This is a genomic window from Nonomuraea sp. NPDC049486, assembly GCF_040676925.1.
Lineage (GTDB): Bacteria > Actinomycetota > Actinomycetes > Streptosporangiales > Streptosporangiaceae > Nonomuraea > Nonomuraea ferruginea.
In genome coordinates this window covers 1000587-1018943 of the sequence record NZ_JBFAPV010000001.1, presented here as the reverse complement: position 1 = coordinate 1018943, position 18357 = coordinate 1000587, and the positions used below count along the sequence as shown (strand labels likewise).

Genomic DNA, 18357 nt, shown 5'->3' with positions numbered 1-18357 from the left:
GGGGCCGAAACGTTCCCGATCTAGCGTGGACGCATGGTCATCACCCACCGTGCCGAGGCCCTCGCGGTGCTCGCCGACACCCGCTACATCCCGCCTCCCGTCAGGCAGGACGCGCCGGAGGGCACGCTCGCCTGGCTGCGCTCCCACGCCTCCCGGTTCAGCACCGGGGAGGTGCACGCGCGGCGCCGGCGGCTGCTGGAGGAGTCGCTCGACGCCCTCGACCCGGACGCGCTCCGGGACGCCGCCAGGAAGCTGACGCTGGAGCGGGACGGCCGCTGGGAGGGCGTCCCTGTGACAGTGCTCGGCCACGCCCTCGGCGTCCTGGACACCGGCCGGCTGGTGGAAGCCGTGCGCGCCGCCGCCCCCGGCTATCTGTCCGGCGAGGAGACCCCGGAGGCCGACGCGGCCGTCCGCGACCTGCTCACCCTCGCCGCCGACGCCGGCCTCGTCCGATCGTCGGTGGCACTGATCACGTTGCTGCTGCAGGCGCACGACGCGACCGAAGGGCTGGTACGGAACGCGTTGCGTCAGGCCGGACCCGGCGATGCCGTGGCGCGGCTGCTGGATCGTACGCTCAGGCTCGACCCGCCGCTCAAGGTGACGCGGCGGATGGACCGGGAGACCGGGGCAGAGGTGCGGATCGATCTGGTCCAGGTCAACCGGGACGCCGGAGCCCACCTCACGTTCGGCGCGGGGGTGCGCCCGTGTCCCGCCCGGCGGCACGCGATGGCGCTGGCCGAAGGAGTCGTGGCGGGGGTGCTGGGACGATGAGCGAGGAGTTCCGGGCGCTGCACCGGCGCGGCGAGCCGCTGCTCCTGCCCAACGCGTGGGACTACGGGTCCGCGGCGATGCTGGCCCGGGAGGGGTTCGCCGCGATCGGCACCACGAGCCTCGGCGTGTCCGCCGTGCACGGCAGGCCCGACGCCGCCGGGGCAACTAAGGCGGAGACCGTGGCGCTGGCCGGGGCGATCACCGGCCTCGGGGTGATGGTCAGCGTGGACGTGGAAGGCGGGTTCAGCGACGACCCCGCCGAGGTGGCGGAACTGGTCGCCGGACTCGCCGCGGCCGGGGTCGTGGGGGTCAACCTGGAGGACGGCCGGGCCGACGGCACGCTGCGGCCGGTCCGCCTGCACCAGGAGATCATCGAGGCGGCGAAGGGCCACGGGGTGTTCGTGAACGCCCGTACCGACACGTGCTGGCTCAAGACGGGCGACCCGTCGGAGCGGGTTCGGGCGTACGGACACGCTGACGGGATCTTCGTGCCGGGGCTGAGCGACCTGGGCGCCGTCGCCGAGCTGGTGGAGCTGACTCCTCTGCCGGTCAACATCCTGTACCAGCCGGGCGGGCCGGGCCTGGACGAGCTGGCGCGGGCCGGGGTGGCGCGGGTCAGCACGGGGTCTCTGCTGTACCGGGCGAGCCTGTGGGGCGCCCTGTCCGCGCTCGCCGCCGTGCGTCCGTCAGGTTCGCGGGAGGAGACCGTTATGCCCAGCTATGGGGACATCACCGCCATGCTGCCGGGACCGCGATAATCAGAGGCATGCGCTTCGAGATCCTCGGCCCCACCGAGGTGCTGGGTGACGACGGGACCGGGATCCCGGTCGGCGGTCCCCGGGTGCGTGCGCTGCTCGCACTGCTCGCGCTGGAGCCCGGGCGGGTGGTCGGGGCCGACCAGCTCGTCGACGGGCTGTACGGGGAGGAGCCGCCCGAGGGGGTGGCGAACGCGCTGCAGTCGCAGGTGTCACGGCTGCGCAGGGCACTGGGGCGGGACCGGGTCGAGTTCCATCCGGCGGGCTACCGGCTGGTGGCCGATCCGATGGACGTGGACGCGAGCCGGTTCGAGTGGCTGGCCGCCGAAGGGCGGCGGGCGCTGGGGTCCGGCGACGCGGGGCGGGCGTCGGCGCTGCTGCGCGAAGGGCTGGAGCTGTGGCGGGGCGCGCCCCTGGCCGACGCGCCGCACGCCGGCGCGTCGGCGGCCCGGCTGTCCGAGCTGCGCCTCACGGCGATCGAGGATCGGGCGCAGGCGGATCTGGAGCTGGGCCGGCATCGCGAGCTGGCCGCCGAGCTGCGCCGGCTCGTCGCCGACCATCCGCTCCGCGAGCGGCTGCGCGCCCAGCTCATGCGTGCCCTGTACGGGAGCGGCCGCCAGGCGGAGGCCCTGACCGCGTACGCCGAGGGCCGGCGCATCCTGGACGACCAGCTGGGCATCCAGCCGGGGCCCGAGCTCGCGGCGGCCCACCTGGCGGTCCTCCGCGCCGACCCCGCCCTCGGCCTCGCCACCCTCCCCCTACCGTCCCTCACCCCCACAAGTCCGCAGACCATCACCCCCCGTTCACACGACACCCAACCGGACACACGCGAACCCCAGACCGGCGGCGATCACGATACGGCGGACGCGCGGGAACCCCAGCACACCGCGAGCGGCCCATGGGAAACCCCCCACACCAGCACCCATCACGCTCCGAGCGGCGGCGGGCACCGCGAGCACAATACGGCGGACACGCAGGGAGCCCAGCACGCTGGAAGCGACCCTTGGGAGACCTCCCATGCCAGCACCCATCACGACACGAGCGGCGACCGCCGCGAGCGCCGGCCCGGCACGGCATATCCCCCCGCCCACCAGCGAGACGACGGCCGCTCCACTCAGCCGGACGCGCGCGAAGCCGAAAGCGCCGGAAGCGGCCTATGGGAAACCCCTTACGCCAGCGTCCAGCACGACCGAAGCGGTGGCACTCACCGCGAGCACCGGCCCGATACGGCGCGTCCCGCAGCCGACCGGGGAGACGACGTCCGCTTCACCCAGCTGGACGGGCGCGGAGCCGAGCGCGGTGAGGGCGGAGCCGGGCGCGGTGGGGGCGGAGCCGGGCGCGGTGGGGGCGGCCCGTGGGAGAGCCTGGACGGCTCCGATGGTGGCCGGGGCTGGGGCGGTCCGGGTGGTGGTGCCGCTGACGTGGGTGGGGGCGCCTCGCGGGGGGCGTGGTCGGGTGGGGCTGGGGTCAAGGTGGGGGTGCGGGCGCAGCTGAGCAGTTTTGTGGGGAGGGGGGAGGAGCTGCGGCAGGTCAGCAGGGAGCTGGCGGCGTCCAGGTTGGTGACGTTGGTGGGGGCCGGAGGGGCGGGGAAGACGAGGCTGGCGCTGGAGGTGGCGGAGCGGGCCGATGGGGACGTGTGCCTGGTTCAGCTTGCCCCGGTGACGGCGGATGCAGAGGTGGCCCCGGCGGTGCTGGCCGCGCTGGGGATCCGGGACCGGCACGGGCTGGAGCTGCCGGAGCCGGTGGAGCGGCTGGTGACCGCGCTCGCCGGCCGGGAGCTGCTGCTCATCCTGGACAACAGCGAGCACGTGGTCGAGGCGGCCGCGAGGCTGGCCGACACGCTGCTCGGGTCCTGCCCGGGGCTGCGGGTGCTGGCCACGAGCAGGGAGGCGCTGGGCATCACCGGCGAGTCGCTGGTGCCGGTGTCGCCGCTGCGGCTGCCGCCGCCCGACGCGCGGGACCCGCTCGGCTACCCGGCGGTGCGGCTGTTCGCCGACCGGGCGGCGGCGGTGCGGCCCGCGTTCGCGGTCACCCCCGAGAACGTCGAGCAGGTGGTCCGCATCTGCCACGCCCTGGACGGCCTGCCGCTGGCGATCGAGCTGGCGGCGGCCCGGCTGCGCACGCTGTCGGTGGCGGAGGTGGCGGCGCGGCTGGACGACCGGTTCCGGCTGCTGGCGCGCGGCAGCAGGACGGCGCTGCCGCGCCACCAGACGCTGCGCGCGGTGGTGGCGTGGAGCTGGGACCTGCTGGACGAGGACGAGCAGCGGATGGCCGGACGGCTGACGGTGTTCGCGGGCGGCGCGACGGCGGAGGCGGCCGAGCGGGTGTGCGGGCTGCCCGAGGAGGTGCTGTTCTCGCTGGCGGAGAAGTCGCTGGTGGAGGCCGTCGACGGCCGCTACCGGATGCTGGAGACCATCCGCGCGTTCTGCGCCGAGCGGCTGGCGGAGGCGGGCGAGGCCGAGACGATGCGGGAGGCGCACGCCGCCTACTACCTGGATCTCGCGATCACCGCCGACGACCACCTGCGCCGCGCCGAGCAGTTGGAGTGGCTCGCCCGCCTGGATGCGGAGAGCGACGACCTCAACGCCGCCGTGCGCTGGGCGACCGAGTCGGGCCGGCTGGAGACGGCGCTGCGGCTGCTGGCCTACTGCGCCTGCTACTGGTGGATGCGCGGCCACCGGACGGTCAGCGCGACTCTCGCCGCCGAGCTGCTGGAACGCGTCGGCGACGCCGCGCCGGATGGCCTGAAGGAGGAGTACGCCATGTGCGTGCTCGTCGCGGCCTGGACCGGCGTGGGCGATGACTGGCTGGCCGAGCGGCTCGAAGGGCTGCGTCCTTCCCTGCCGACGGACTACATGCCGGCGAAGCTGGAGTTCCTGACCTTGCTGCTGGCCATGTTCACCGGCCCGCCGGAAGGGGTGGCCACGCCTTCGCAACTGCGCGCGATGACCGCGTCGGTGCCGATGTCGCCGTGGTCCACCGCGCTCACCGGGTGCGGGTACGGGTTCATGCTGCAGGAGTCGGGCGAGCCGGAAAGGGCCGGAGCGGAGTTCGAGCGGTCGCTGGCCGCCTTCCGCGCCATGGGTGAGCGCTGGGGCACCATGCTGGCGCTGTCCGGCCTCGCCGACCTGGCCGCCGAGCAGGAGGACCACGTGACCACGCTGGCCAGGGCGAAGGAGGCGATGGAGGTCGCGCGGCAACTGGGCGCGCTGGCCGACGTCGCGGAGAGCCTGTGCCGGTGCGCCGACGCGCTGGCCCGTACCGGCGATCCGGAGCGGGCGCGTGCCGACTACGAGAGGGCGGCGGAGCTGTCCCGCCGCGTCGGCTCGACCGACATCCTGGCCAGGGCGCACTGCGGGCTGGGCGAGGTGGCGCTGGCGGTGGGCGACCTGGCCGCCGCCCGCACGTGGCTGGAGCGGGCCCGCGAGGAGTGCCCGGCGGGCTGGTACAGCGTGAACGACCTGAGGGAGCGGATCGCCGCCGCGCTGGCGGCGGTCAGCGGACGGTAGGCACGCGGTCAGCGCCGGGCGCGACCGTGGTCCGCATGACGAAGAAATGGGCCGGACTCGCGATCTGCTGCCTGGCCACCCTCCTCCTGTCCGTGGACCTCACGGTCCTGCACCTCGCCCTGCCACGGCTGGTCGCCGACCTCGGCGCCTCCTCGACGCAGCTGCTGTGGATCGGCGACATCTACGGGTTCGCGCTGGCGGGCCTGCTCATCACGATGGGCAACGTGGGCGACCGGATCGGCCGCAAGCGCCTGCTGCTGATCGGCGCGGTCGCGTTCGCCGCGGCCTCCGCCGTGACCGCGTACGCGCCGAACCCCGAGCTGCTCATCGTGGCGCGGGCGCTGCTGGGCGTGGCGGGCGCGACGATCATGCCGTCCACGCTCTCGATCATCAGGAACGTGTTCACCGACCCGGCCGAGCGCACCACCGCCATCGGCGTCTGGAGCGGGATGAGCGCGGCCGGGTTCGCGCTCGGCCCGGTGATCGGCGGGCTGCTGCTGGACCACTTCTGGTGGGGTTCGGTGTTCCTGATCAACCTGCCGATCATGGCGTTGATCGTCGTCGTCGGCGTACGGGTGCTGCCCGAGTCGCGCAACCCGGAGCCGGGGCGCATCGACCTGATCAGCGTGGCGCTGTCGTTCGCCGGCATCGTGGCCGTCGTCTACGCGGTCAAGGAAGCGGCCGACAAGGGCCTGGCGCACGTGGACGTGCAGGTCACCGGGGTGCTCGGGGTGGCCGGGCTGCTGGTGTTCGTCTGGCGGCAGACGAAGCTGGCCGAGCCGCTGATCGACGTGCGGCTGTTCAGGCGGCGCGCGTTCTCCGCGTCGATCGGCACCAACCTGCTGGCGATCTTCACGATGATGGCCATGTCGCTGTTCTTCGCCTGGTACTTCCAGCTCGTGCTGGGCTGGTCGCCGCTGCAGGCGGGGCTCGCGGGCCTGCCGGGTGGGCTGAGCGGCGCGATCGGCGGCGTGGTGGCCGCCCCGCTGGTGAACCGCATCGGCAGGAACGGGGTGGTGGCGCTCGGCCTGCTGTTGAACGCGGTGGCGTTCTTCTACTACTCCACGATCGGCCTGGAGGTCAGCTACCCGGTCATGGCGTGCGCCATGGTGGTGGGCGGCATGGGCATCGGGCTGGCGTTCACCGTCAACAACGACAACGTGCTGGCCACCGCGCCGAGGGAGCGGGCGGGCGCCGCGGCGGCGGTCTCGGAGACCTCGTTCGAGCTGGGCGGCGCGCTCGGCATCGCGATCCTGGGCACGGTGCTGAACAGCACCTATGCCGGCCGCCTGGAGGTGCCCGCCGGGGTGCCGGGCGAGGCGGCGCGCGAGTCGATCGCCGGGGCGCTGGCCACGGCCGAGTCGCTGCCCGCCGCGCAGGCGGGTCAGCTCGTGCTGGCGGCGCGGGAGGCGTTCGTGCAGGCGGTGAACGTCACCGCGCTCGCCACGTCGGCGATGCTGGTGGTCGTGGCGGCGCTCGCGCTGGTGGGGCTCCGCGGCGTGCCCAAGGTCATCCCGGAGGAGGATCTCGTACGCGCGCACTGAGCCCTCGGACGCCGGCCCGGCTAGAGATGCGCGTGCAGGAACTCCGCCGTCGCCTCGACGGCCTGCGTCACGTACGGCTCGCGGTCGTACAGGTCGATGTGCTCCCTGGCGTCCAGCCAGACCAGCTTCTTCGGCTCGTCCAGCCGCTTGAACGCCTCCTCGGCGCCTTCGGGCGAGCAGAACCGGTCGGCCACGCCGTGCACGAGGAGCGCCGGTTTGGGCGACAGGAAGTCGGCGCCCATCATGTTGTCCATCGTGATCAGTTCGCGCACGCTCGCGCTGGTCACCCGGTTGGCCCAGTGGGCGGAGGCCGAGCGGGCGGTGCCGTAGTAGGCGTAGGGCTCCGCGCCGGGCATGGCGGCCTCCCCCTCCTCGGCCACCGCCGGGATGTACGCCACCGGCCCGCCCTGGTCCTGCCGCTCCAGCACGGCGGTGAAGGAGGCCAGGGCCGCCTGGTAGTCCATGCCGGCGCGCATCGTGTACGGGTTGTTGTACGCGCCCGCGATCCCGGCGAACGCCTTCACCCGGGGGTCGAACGCGGCGAACTTGAGCGCGTAGCCGCCGCCCAGGCAGATGCCGACGGCGCCGATCCGCTCCCCGTCGGCCTCCGGCCGCGAGCGCAGGAACGACACCGCCGCGCGCAGGTCGTGCAGCTTGCCCTGCGGGTCCTCGTGGCAGCGCGGCTCGCCGCCCGACTCGCCCCAGTTGCGGTGGTCGAAGGCCAGGGTGACGAATCCTCGGGCGGCCAGCCGCTCCGCGTACAGCCCGGTCACCTGGTCGCGCACGCCGGTGAACGGGCCGGTCAGGACCAGGGCCGGGCACGGCTCCGTACTGTCGGGCACCCGCAGCTCTCCCACCAGCGGCACGCCGTCGGCGGTGAATTCGATTCTCATCTCTCCAGTGTGGCGGGAAGGGGCCCGCGGCCGGGCCGGCCGCGGGCCCGTGCCGCTAGGAGTCGAAGCCCAGCCCCATCCGGTCCAGCGTGCGCAGCCACAGGTTGCGCTTGCCCTGGTGCTCGTCGGCCTTGGCGATCGACCAGCGGGTGAACTGGATGACGCCCGAGCGGACCGGCTCGGGCGGGAACGGCATCGGCTTCTCCCGCACCATGCGCAGCTCGGTGCGCTCGGTGCGCTGCCCCGACAGCAGGTCCAGCATGACGTTCGCGCCGAACCGGGTGGCGCCGACGCCCATGCCGGTGTAGCCGACCGCGTAGGCCAGGCGCCCGCCGTGCGCCTGCCCGTAGAACGCGCTGAACCTGCTGCAGGTGTCGATCACGCCGCCCCACCGGTGGGTGAAGCGCACGTCGGACAGCTGCGGGAAGGTGTCGTAGAAGTGGCCTGCCAGCTTGACGAAGGTCTCGTCGCGCTGCTCGTACTCCGGCTTGACCAGGCCGCCGTTGTAGTAGACGGCGTCGTAGCCGCCCCACAGGATGCGGTTGTCGTCGGTGAGCCGGTAGTAGTGGAACTGGTTGGCGCCGTCGCCCACGCCCTGCCGGTTGCGCCACCCGATCTCGCCGAGCTGGGCGTCGCTGAGCGGCTCGGTCATCAGCGCGTAGTCGTACACCGGCACCACGAAGTGCTTGAGCCGGCGCAGCAGCGGCGAGAACACCCCGGTGCCGAGCGCGACCCTGCCGGCGGTGACCGAGCCGTGCGGGGTGCGCAGGGTGATCGAGGCGCCGTCGTCGTCCAGTGAGCGCACCGGGCTGCGTTCGTGCACCCGCACCCCGAGCCGCACGCACGCCTCGCGCAGCCCCCACGCCAGCCGGGCGGGGTCGAGCATGGCGCAGCCGCTGCGGTCCCAGAGCCCGCCCAGGTAGGTGGGCGAGTCGATCTCGGCGCGGATCTGCTCCCGGTCCAGCGGCACGTAGTCCAGCCGGAGCTCCTCGATCAGGTCGAGGTGCTCGTACAGGGCGTCGAGCTGCCACTGCTCGGTGGCGACGTTCAGCTCGCCGGTGCGCTCGAAGGAGCAGTCGATGTCGTGGCGCCGCAGCGTCGCCTCGATCTCGTCGAGGTTCTCCACGCCCATGCGTTCCAGCCGCTCGATCTCGTCCGGCCAGCGCTCCAGCCCGTTGGGCAGTCCGTGCGTGAGGGTCGCCAGGCAGAACCCGCCGTTGCGGCCGGAGGCCGCCCAGCCGATCCTGCGCCCCTCCAGCAGCACCACGTCCAGCGAGGGGTCGCGTTCCTTGGCCATCAGGGCCGTCCACAGGCCCGAGAAACCGCCGCCGACGACGACCAGGTCGGCGGTGGTGTGTCCGGAGAGCCGCGGTCGCGGCTCGGGTCTGGCCGGGCTGTCCAGCCAGTACGGCTTGCGCTCCGCGTCAGCCAGCGCCTTCAGCGGATCCACAAATCCCACTTCCCTACGGTGTATGTCAAAAGTCGAAAATTGCGGGACCAAAACGGTGATCACGCGCGGGTTCCCCCCGCCGGAATCCGATCTCGCCTCCCTGTTCTTTGCCGGCAGCGTCGAAACCCCCCGCGCGGTCCGCGGGGGGCTGAGGTCTTTCAGGTACGGCGCCGGGCCGCGACCGCGTTGACGACCGCGATCAGTACGCCCACGCCGAAGATCAGCGTACCCATGACGTTCACCTGCGGCGGGATGCCCGTCTTCACCGAGGCGATGATCCACAGCGGGAAGGTGAGCTCGGAGCCGTTGACGAAGCTCGTCACCACATAGTCGTCGATGGACAGCGCGAAGGCCAGCATCGCCCCGGCCAGCACGCCGGGCATGATGGACGGCAGCGTGACCTGCCGGAACGTGGCCCACGGCCCCGCCCCGAGGTCCTTGGCCGCCTCTTCGAGCGACGGGTCGAGGCTCACCACCCGGGCCCGCACGGTCACGGTCACGAACGCCAGCGAGAACAGCACGTGCGCGATCGTGATCGTGATCTGGTTCCTCGGCACGTTCGCCGAGACGAACAGCGACAGCAGCGAGGCGCCCATGACCAGCTCGGGCGTGGAGATCGCGGCGAACACCAGGAAGTTCGTCGCGCCCTGGCCGCGGAACCGGTGGCGGCCCAGGGCCAGCCCGAGCATGGTGCCGATGACCACGGTGACGATCGTGCTGGCCACCGCGATGAGCAGCGAGTTGACCAGCGCGTCGCTCAGGTCGGGGATCGCGAAGAGCTCCCCGTACCACTTGAGCGTGAAGCCCTGCCAGGTCGCGTTCGACTTGCTCTGCTTGTCGTTGAAGCCGAACGCGATCATGACGGCGATCGGCGCGACCAGCCACAGGATGATCAGCCAGGTGTAGGCGTGCAGCAGCCGGTCGCCGAACCTCCCGCGGACCCCCCTCATCGGGCCGCCGCCTCTAGGACGTTCTCGGTGCCGAGCACCCTGGCGTACACGAAGATGCCCACGAGCAGCACCGCCATCAGCGTGAACGACAGCGCCGAGGCCGTCGGGTAGTCGTTGTTGACCAGGTACTCGGTCTGGATGATGTTGCCGATCATGGTGTTGCCCGTGCCGCCGAGCACCTGGGCGTTGACCGGGTCGGCCGTGGCCGGCACGAACGTCATCAGCACCCCGGCGAACACGCCCGGCAGCGACAGCGGCAGCACCACCTTGCGGAAGGCGGTGCCGCGCGTCGCGTACAGGTCCTGCGCGGCCTCCACCAGGCGCGGGTCCACCCGCTCCAGCGACACGTAGATCGGCAGGATCATGAACGGCAGCCAGTTGTACGTCAGGCCCGCGATCACCGCGAACGAGGTGGCCAGCACGTGGAAGTCGGCGGACAGCACCCCCCAGCTCTTCAGCGTGCCGAGCACGATGCCGTCGTCGGCCAGCAGGAAGCCCCACGAGATCGTCCGCAGCACGAACGACACGAAGAACGGCAGCAGCAGCAGGAACAGGTAGACCGACTTGCGGCTGCCGCCCTTGAAGGCGATCCAGTAGGCGACCGGGTAGCCGATCACCAGCATGGCCGCCGTCGCCGTCGCGCCGTAGCCCAGCGAGCGGACCAGCTGGGTGCTGTAGGTGCCGAGGGCGTCGCCGTAGTTGCCGAAGCTGAACGTCATGACGAAGCCGTCGATCACGTTCCCGGTCTGCAGCGACACCGACGCCATCGCCGCCAGCGGCACCACCAGGAAGATCGCCAGCCACATCCAGCTCGGCAGCGCGAGCAGGTAGGGGGTGAGACGCCTCATGGCCTACGCCTGGGTGACGGACTGGAAGATCGGGTTGAACACCTGCTCCTGGGCCGTGGTGAGCGGCGTGTAGCTGTGGAGCTTGGCGTAGTCGGCCTCGGTCGGGAACATCAGCGGGCTCTCGGCCATGTCGAGCAGGGCCTTCTTGTCGTCGCCCGACGCGCTCGCGGCCTTCTCGCGCAGCAGCTCCTGGACGGCCGGCACCGGGGTGACGAACTGGATGAACTCGTCAAGCTCGGCGGCGATCTCCGGCTTGTAGAGGAAGTCCATCAGCATCATGGCGTCGACCGGGTTGGCCGCGCCCTTCGGGATGAGCATGTTGTCGGTCCAGATCGTGCCGCCCTCTTCGGGGATCACGAACTTGACCGGCTCGCCCGCGAGCTGCCGCTGGAAGACGTCGCCGGACCAGGCCATCGACACCCAGATGTCACCACGGGACAGGGCGTCGATGTAGTCCTGGTTGTAGTACTTGCGCACGATCCCGGCGTCACGCTGCGCCTGGAGCTTCTCCCCGGCCTTCTTCCAGTCGTCCTCGGTCGACTTCTCCGGGTCGACGCCGAGGGCGATCATGCCGAAGTTGGCGATCTCCTGGGCGTCGGCCATCATGCCGACCCGGCCCTCGTACTTGGCGTCGAACATCGCCTGGATGCTCGTGATGTCGTCCTTGACGTACTTGGTGTTGTACGCGATCCCGGTGAACCCGGAGGCGAACGGCATCGTGTACTTGTTGCCCGGGTCGTAGGCGCGGTTCTTGTACGCCTCGGCGGCGTTGGCCTGGAAGTTCGTCATCTTCGACTGGTCCAGCGTGACCGCGTAGCCCAGCTCGAACATGTGCTGGAGCTGGATGCCGTTGGTCATGACGACGATGTCGTAGCCGAGCGGCTGGCCGGCGCGGAGCACGGGGTCGGCCTTGCCGAAGAACTCCGTGTTCTCGTTGATGACCTCCTTGTACTCGTAGGAGATCCCGGTTTCCTGCTGGAACTTCTTCAGCGGGCCGTGGTCCTCGGGCATGTACTCGGGCCAGTTGGCGAAGACGACCTTGCCGTTCTTCTTCTGGCTCGCCCAGTAGTCGGCGACGGCGTCGGCCTTCGGCGGAGCGGCCTTCTGCCCCTGGACGCCACAGGCGGCCAGGGCCAGCCCGGCGGCGGACAGGCCGGCCAGCCGGAAGACGTCACGGCGGGTGCGGGGCTGGGTCATGCCCCGGTACAGGGCGGGGGAATGCAGGCGGTTCATGACGTGCTATCAACTTCCCATCACATATGAGTGCTGCGCCTGCCACGACAGCCAGACGGAGTCGCCCCGCTCCGCCGTGACCGTCGCGTCGTGCGCGTTCTGCTCGAACACCGTGATCTCGTCCCCGTCGGCGATCCGCACGGCGTAGCTGTTGTAGGTCCCGAGGTAGACGACCTCGGAGACGGTTCCGGGCAGGGCGCTCACGTCACCCGAGGGCTCCTGCTTGGCGAGGGTGATCTTCTCGGGCCGTACGGTCACCGACACCTCGCCCTCCTTGCCGGGCACCAGCACCCGGCCCTCGCCGACCTTCAGCACGCCGCCGGTGGCGGTGCCCGTCAGCAGGTTGGAGGTGCCGATGAAGCCGGCCACGAAGGTGGTCGCCGGCCGCTCGTAGATCTCGCGCGGCCCGGCGAGCTGCTCGATTAGCCCGTCCTTCATGACGGCGATCCTGTCGCTCATGGTCAGCGCCTCGTTCTGGTCGTGCGTCACGTACACGAACGTGATGCCGACCTCGCGCTGGATGCGCTTGAGCTCCAGCTGCATGGCCTGCCTGAGCTTGAGGTCGAGCGCGCCGAGCGGCTCGTCGAGCAGGAGCGCGCGCGGCCGGTTGACCAGCGCGCGGGCCAGCGCGACGCGCTGCTGCTGGCCGCCGGACATCTCGCGCGGGCGGCGCTTCTCGCGGCCGGTCAGGTCGACGATCTCCAGCATCTCGCCGACCCGCCGCTTGATCTCCTCGCGCGACGTCTTCTTCTGCTTCAGCCCGAAGGCCACGTTGTCCCACACGCTCATGTGCGGGAACAGGGCATAGGACTGGAAGACCATGTTCACGTCGCGCTTGTTCGGCGGGACGTCGGTGACGTCCCGGCCGTGCAGCCGGATCACGCCCTTCGACGGCTCCTCGAACCCGGCGATCATGCGCATGGTGGTGGTCTTGCCGCAACCGGACGGGCCGAGGAGGGAGAAGAACTCCCCCTCGGCGATGTCCAGCGTCACGCCTTTGACCGCCTGGACGACCTCGCCATGCGAGACGTACTCCTTGAGGACGTCCTCCAGCTCGATCGCACGGTCAGTTGGAGTGTCGATCGGACTCTGATCGGCCATGTCGGGGGGATTCCCTTTGTGCGTGCTTTACCGTGATTTTTCGGGCTATTCGCCGATGAAGTGCATGACGTGCTTGACCCTGGTGTAGTCATGCAGGCCGAACACCGACAGGTCCTTGCCGTACCCGGAGTGCTTGAAGCCGCCGTGCGGCATCTCCGAGACGAACGGGATGTGGGTGTTGACCCAGACCACGCCGAAGTCGAGCTTGTTCGACATCCGCATCGCGCGGCCGTGGTCGGAGGTCCACACGGAGCTGCTGAGCCCGTACCTGACGTCGTTGGCCTTGGCCAGCGCATCGGCCTCGTCGGTGAACGTCTGGACGGTGATGACCGGGCCGAACACCTCGTTCTGCACCATCTCGTCGTCCTGCTTGAGGCCGTCGACGACGGTGGGGGCGAAGAAGTAGCCCCGGTCGCCGACCCGCTGCCCGCCGGTGAGCACCTTGGCGTGCGCGGGGACGCGGTCGATGAAGCCCTGCACCCGGGCGAGCTGGGTCTCGTTGTTGAGCGGGCCGTACAGCGCGTCCTCGTTGGACAGGTCGCCGGTCACCGTGGCGGCGGCGGCCTCGGCCAGCGCGGCCACGAACTCGTCGTGCACGCTCTCGTGGACGAGCACCCGGCAGGCGGCGGTGCAGTCCTGGCCCGCGTTGTAGAAGCCGGCCACGGCGATGTCCTCGGCCGCCTTGCGCAGGTCCTTCACGTCCTCGAAGATCACGACAGGGGCCTTGCCGCCGAGCTCCAGGTGGACCCGCTTCAGGTCGTCGGCCGCGCTCCTGGCCACCGACATGCCCGCGCCGACCGACCCGGTGATCGCCACCATCGCGGCGGTCGGGTGGCTCACCACCGTGGCGCCGGTCTCGCGGTCGCCGGTGATGACGTTGAAGACGCCGGGCGGGAGCACGCTGCCGACGATCTCGGCGAGCTTGAGCGTGGCGACCGGGGTGGTGTCGGACGGCTTGAGCACCACGGTGTTGCCGGCCGCGAGCGCGGGGGCGATCTTCCACACCGCCATCATCACCGGGTAGTTCCACGGCGTGACCTGGCCGATCACGCCGATCGGCTCGTGCCTGATGACGCTGGTGTGGTCGGCGAGGAACTCCCCGGCCGTCGGGCCCTCGAGCGTGCGGGCGGCACCGGCGAAGAAGCGGAAGTGGTCGGCCGCCACCGGCGTCTCGTCCTCGGCCATGCGGGCGCGCGGCTTGCCGGTGTTGCGGCACTCCGCCTCGTTGATCTCGTCGGCCCGCGCCTCGATGGCGTCGGCGACCTTGAGCAGCAGGTTCGACCGCTCTCCCGGCGTGGTGGCGCCCCACGACTCGAACGCGGCGGCGGCCGCCGCGTAGGCGGCGTCCACGTCCTCGGGGCCGGAGATCGGGGCCTGGAGGTAGGCCTCGCCGGTGCAAGGATCGATGACGTCGGAGAATCGGCCGCTCTTGGCGTCCACGAACTCACCGTTGACGAAGTTCTGGAGACGGACGGTCAAGGGATGACCTCCTGGTGAGATGGCTTACTGATGTCGCAGGTGGGCGAGATGCCGCGACTCTTACAGAGTAACCGCATCTGAACAAGGGATTTCGTGGTGAAGATATCAAATTGCTACGAATTCGCTTGACAGACCGCCGAGAACTGAAAGCATGTCGCACCAGGACGGCAACCCGGCGGGAACGCCCCCGTAACATGCCGGACCGCTTGGAGGATCCCTCGACATGACGACGCCGCCGCGCGTACGCCGCAGCAAGGACGCGGCATCCGGACCGGTCGTGCTGGACGAGCTGTCCAAACAGATCATCGAGCAGCTCCAGTCCGACGGGCGCAAACCGTACGCCGCGATCGGCAAGGCCGTCGGCCTGTCGGAGGCGGCGGTCCGCCAGCGCGTCCAGCGCCTGCAGGACGCCGGCGTCATGCAGATCGTCGCGGTGACCGACCCGCTCACGCTCGGCTTCCCCCGCCAGGCCATGATCGGCGTCACGTGCGAGGGCGACCTGGAGTCCGTGGCCGACGAGCTGGCGGCGATAGAGGAGATCGACTACGTGGTGCTCACCGCCGGCTCCTTCGACGTCATCGTCGAGGTGGTGTGCGAGGGCGACCGTCACCTGCTGGAGATCCTCAGCAAGATCCGTGCCATACCGGCGGTGCGGGCCACAGAGTCGTTCGTCTATCTGAAGCTGCGCAAGCAGACCTACTCATGGGGCACCCGATAGCCGGGCCACGGCCCTGACCGGCGCCCCGTCGGCGCCCGCGAGCCGGATCGGCAGCATCGACACCTCGACGGCCCGTCCGGCCGCCTGCGCGTCCAGCAGCCGGCCGAGCCCGGTGAGGTTCTCGGCGATCACCGCGTGCGCCCCGCACAGCACCCGGTGCGCGGGAAAGTCCTCCGCCGGGGTGGGATCGACGCTCAGCGCGTCGATCCCCACGGTCCGCACGCCCCGCTCCACGAGCAGCCGCGCCGCCTCCTCTGTCAGGTGCGGATGGTCGAGGTACGCGGGAGTCCCCCAGTGGGCCGACCACCCGGTGGCGACGAGCACGATCCGGCCCAGCTCGCCCCTGAAGAGGCCGGGCCCGATCGCCGCGCCCGGGGCGAGCCCCCGGGCGTCGACCGTCACGGCGGGCCCCACGAACCTCTCCAGAGGAAGCTCGTCCAGGTCCGGCAGGGTGTCGTCCAGGTGGAACGGCGCGTCCACGTGGGTCCCGGACTGCGAGCCCAGGTGCACGGCCAGGACGTTGACCCCGTCGCGGCCTGCGATGAGCGCCGGCTCGATCGTCACCTCGGGATCACCCGGGTATACGGGCATCCCGGTGACGATCGGCACCGACAGTTCGACCAGCTCCATGACGGCCATCCTCACACGCCGGTGAGCCTCTGGGGCTCGGGCGCCGGGGCGGCGATGGGCACGATCGGCGGCACGGGCGTGTCGGCCGCCCGCACCCAGCGCGGGCCGAGCGGGCCGTACACCTCGCGCGGCTCGGGGAAGGCCCGCAGCAGCGCCAGGTAGAGCACCGCGGCCGTGCCCAGGCCCAGCGGCAGCGACACGTCCACCCCGCCGGCCAGGTCGCCGAGCGGCCCGACGAACTGGCCGGGCAGGTTGACGAAGGCCAGCGCCAGCAGCGCCGAGGCGAGCCAGGCGGTGATGCCGCGCCAGTTCCAGCCGTGGTTGAACCAGTAGCGCCCGCCGCGCTGCCGCCGGGTGAACACCTGCAGCGCCTCGGGGTCGTACCAGCCGCGGCGCGTCACGTACCCGAGCATCATGATCACCATCCACGGCGCCGTGCACGTGATGATCAGCGTGGCGAACGTGGAGATGCTCTGCGTGAGGTTGGCCGCGAAGCGGCCGACGAAGACGAACACGATCGACAGCGAGCCGATGAACAGCGTCGCCCGCACCCGGGAGAAGCGGGCGAACACGCTGGCGAAGTCCAGCCCCGTGCCGTACATCGAGGTGGTGCCGGTGGACATGCCGCCGATCAGCGCGATCAGGCAGACGGGCACGAAGTACCACGTCGGCGCGATGGCCAGCAGGCCGCCGACGTAGTTGGGCGCGGCCGGGTCCATGTACTCGGCGGCCTTGGCGGCGATGATCGACGCGGTGGCCAGGCCGAAGAAGAACGGCAGGATGGTGGACGCCTGCGCCAGGAAGGCGGCCGCCATCACGCGCCGCCGCGGCGTGTCCGCCGGGATGTAGCGCGACCAGTCGCCGAGGAAGGCGCCGAACGAGACCGGGTTCGACAGCACGATCAGCGCCGCGCCGATGAACGACGGCCAGAACAGCGGGTCCCCGGGCGCCAGCATGCCCGCGTACGACGGGTCGAAGTCGCCGGCGAACGCGAACACGCCGAGCACGAACAGCGCCGACGCCGCCACGACCGCGATCTTGTTGACGAACAGCATGAACCGGAACCCGTACACGCACACCACGAGCACCAGGCCCGCGAAGATCGCGTACGCGATCCCGTACATGAAGTCGTTCTGCGGCAGGCCGACGAGCCGGTGCGCGCCGCCCACGAGCGCGTCGCCCGAGGACCACACGGAGATCGAGAAGAACGCGATCGCCGTCAGCAGTGACAGGAACGAGCCGACGATCCGGCCGTGCACGCCCAGATGGGCGGAGGAGGAGACGGCGTTGTTGGTGCCGTTGAGCGGCCCGAACAGCGACAGCGGCGCCAGGATGAGCGCGCCGACGAGCAGGCCGAGCACGGTCGCGGCGAACCCCTGCCAGAACGACAGGCCGAACAGGATGGGGAAGGCGCCGAGCACGCAGGTGGCGAACGTGTTCGCGCCGCCGAAGGAGACCCTGAACAGGTCCAGCGGGCGGGCGGTGCGTTCGGCGTCGGGGATGCGGTCGACACCGCGGGTCTCGATCTCGGTGATGGGGGTGCTCACTTGTACTCCTGGAGGGCCAGCAGGCTGACGAGGTCGTAGGCGACGTGGGAGGCGGCCACCGAGGTGATCTCGGCGTGGTCGTAGGCCGGCGCCACCTCGACGACGTCGGCGCCGATGAGGTTCCCTCCGGCCAGGCCGCGCAGGATCTCCAGCAGTTCGCGGCTGGTGAGCCCGCCCGCCTCCGGGGTGCCGGTGCCGGGGGCGTGTGCCGGGTCGAGCACGTCGATGTCGACCGACACGTACAGGGGGCGGTCGCCGATGCGCTGGCGCAGCGCGTCGACCACCTCGTCGACGCCGCGCCGCAGCACGTCGGCCGCGGTGACGATGCCGAAGCCGAGGCGCCGGTCCTCGTCGAGGTCCCTCTTGCCGTACAGGGGGCCGCGGATGCCGACGTGGCTGAGCGCCTCGGTGTCGAGCAGCCCTTCCTCGACGGCCCGCCGGAACGGGGTGCCGTGCGTGTACTCGGCGCCGAAGTAGGTGTCCCAGGTGTCCAGGTGGGCGTCGAAGTGCAGCAGAGCGACCGGCCCGTGGCGCCGGGCGGCGTCGCGGAGCAGCGGCAGCGCGATCGTGTGGTCGCCGCCGATCGTCACCAGCCGGGCGTCCAGCGCGGCGGCCCCCGCCTCGACGCTCTCGATCGCCTCCTCGATGTGGTACGGGTTGGCGACGATGTCTCCCGCGTCCACCACCTGGGCGCGTTCGAACGGGGAGACGTCCAGCGCGGGGTGGTAGGGCCGCAGCAGCCGCGACGCCTCGCGGACCGCGGCGGGGCCGAACCTCGCTCCAGGCCGGTACGAGACGCCGCTGTCGAACGGCACGCCCACGACCGCCACGTCCGCGCGTCCGACCTCGTCGAGGCGAGGCAGCCGGGCGAAGGTGGCGGGCCCGGCGAAACGCGGGACCCTGGCTGAGTCGACGGGGCCTTTATTCAT

Annotated in this window: 15 protein-coding genes; 5 read left to right on the top strand and 10 right to left on the bottom strand. The window is 71.3% G+C overall.

The features are described 5' to 3' along the window. The first annotated feature begins 33 nt into the window (after positions 1-33). The 4 genes from AB0K05_RS04780 to AB0K05_RS04765 are packed head-to-tail and all read left to right on the top strand — an operon-like array spanning position 34 to position 6579. Positions 34-771 carry a hypothetical protein gene (locus tag AB0K05_RS04780; protein WP_271279387.1) on the top strand — a complete coding sequence of 246 codons (738 nt, stop codon included), beginning with the start codon at positions 34-36 and terminating at the stop codon, positions 769-771. Then, positions 768-1529, top strand: a complete 762-nt coding sequence (locus tag AB0K05_RS04775) for an isocitrate lyase/phosphoenolpyruvate mutase family protein (RefSeq protein ID WP_271279388.1) — start codon at positions 768-770, stop codon at positions 1527-1529. The genes AB0K05_RS04780 and AB0K05_RS04775 overlap by 4 nt, the downstream gene beginning before the upstream one ends. An 8-nt stretch (positions 1530-1537) precedes the next feature. After that, positions 1538-5035: a BTAD domain-containing putative transcriptional regulator gene (locus AB0K05_RS04770; RefSeq protein ID WP_364226669.1), complete on the top strand. Its 3498-nt coding sequence runs from the start codon at positions 1538-1540 to the stop codon at positions 5033-5035. 35 nt (positions 5036-5070) lie between these two features. Then, on the top strand, positions 5071-6579 hold the full coding sequence (locus AB0K05_RS04765) for an MFS transporter (protein WP_148033735.1): 1509 nt from the start codon (positions 5071-5073) through the stop codon (positions 6577-6579). Between the two features lie 20 nt (positions 6580-6599). Here AB0K05_RS04765 and AB0K05_RS04760 read toward each other — a convergent pair whose 3' ends face one another. The 7 genes from AB0K05_RS04760 to AB0K05_RS04730 all read right to left on the bottom strand — a co-directional run bounded on the left by AB0K05_RS04760 (position 6600) and on the right by AB0K05_RS04730 (position 14533). Continuing rightward, positions 6600-7472 carry an alpha/beta hydrolase gene (locus AB0K05_RS04760; RefSeq protein WP_364226665.1) on the bottom strand — a complete coding sequence of 291 codons (873 nt, stop codon included), beginning with the start codon at positions 7470-7472 and terminating at the stop codon, positions 6600-6602. A gap of 55 nt (positions 7473-7527) precedes the next feature. After that, positions 7528-8922: an FAD-dependent oxidoreductase gene (locus AB0K05_RS04755; protein WP_148034870.1), complete on the bottom strand. Its 1395-nt coding sequence runs from the start codon at positions 8920-8922 to the stop codon at positions 7528-7530. A 158-nt stretch (positions 8923-9080) separates the two neighbouring features. Beyond that, complete coding sequence (locus AB0K05_RS04750) at positions 9081-9872, bottom strand: ABC transporter permease (RefSeq protein WP_271274973.1); 792 nt, start codon at positions 9870-9872, stop codon at positions 9081-9083. Beyond that, positions 9869-10720, bottom strand: coding sequence for an ABC transporter permease (locus AB0K05_RS04745; protein WP_219549296.1), 852 nt, complete (start codon positions 10718-10720; stop codon positions 9869-9871). Before AB0K05_RS04745 ends, AB0K05_RS04750 begins: the two co-directional genes overlap by 4 nt. 3 nt (positions 10721-10723) lie before the next feature. Continuing rightward, entirely contained in the window at positions 10724-11953 is a 1230-nt protein-coding gene (locus AB0K05_RS04740) for a spermidine/putrescine ABC transporter substrate-binding protein (protein ID WP_148033739.1), read from the bottom strand. Between the two features lie 9 nt (positions 11954-11962). Continuing rightward, positions 11963-13054, bottom strand: a complete 1092-nt coding sequence (locus tag AB0K05_RS04735) for an ABC transporter ATP-binding protein (protein WP_148033740.1) — start codon at positions 13052-13054, stop codon at positions 11963-11965. 45 nt (positions 13055-13099) lie between these two features. Further along, complete coding sequence (locus AB0K05_RS04730; RefSeq protein WP_148033741.1) at positions 13100-14533, bottom strand: gamma-aminobutyraldehyde dehydrogenase; 1434 nt, start codon at positions 14531-14533, stop codon at positions 13100-13102. Positions 14534-14756: 223 nt separating this feature from the next. Between AB0K05_RS04730 and AB0K05_RS04725 the strand changes: the two genes are divergently transcribed. Beyond that, a complete protein-coding gene (locus AB0K05_RS04725; protein WP_148033742.1) occupies positions 14757-15251 on the top strand; it encodes an Lrp/AsnC family transcriptional regulator in 495 nt (164 codons plus the stop codon). On the opposite strand, the gene AB0K05_RS04720 is transcribed toward AB0K05_RS04725, so the two are convergent. Genes AB0K05_RS04720 through speB form a run of 3 tightly spaced genes read right to left on the bottom strand, consistent with a single transcriptional unit; the run spans position 15234 to position 18357 of the window. Further along, a complete protein-coding gene (locus tag AB0K05_RS04720) occupies positions 15234-15881 on the bottom strand; it encodes a cyclase family protein (protein WP_364226658.1) in 648 nt (215 codons plus the stop codon). The two genes, AB0K05_RS04725 and AB0K05_RS04720, sit on opposite strands and share 18 nt — an antisense overlap. Before the next feature lie 11 nt (positions 15882-15892). Further along, entirely contained in the window at positions 15893-17428 is a 1536-nt protein-coding gene (locus AB0K05_RS04715) for a cytosine permease (protein ID WP_364226655.1), read from the bottom strand. Continuing rightward, on the bottom strand, positions 17425-18357 hold the full coding sequence (gene speB / locus AB0K05_RS04710) for an agmatinase (protein WP_364226652.1): 933 nt from the start codon (positions 18355-18357) through the stop codon (positions 17425-17427). Before speB ends, AB0K05_RS04715 begins: the two co-directional genes overlap by 4 nt.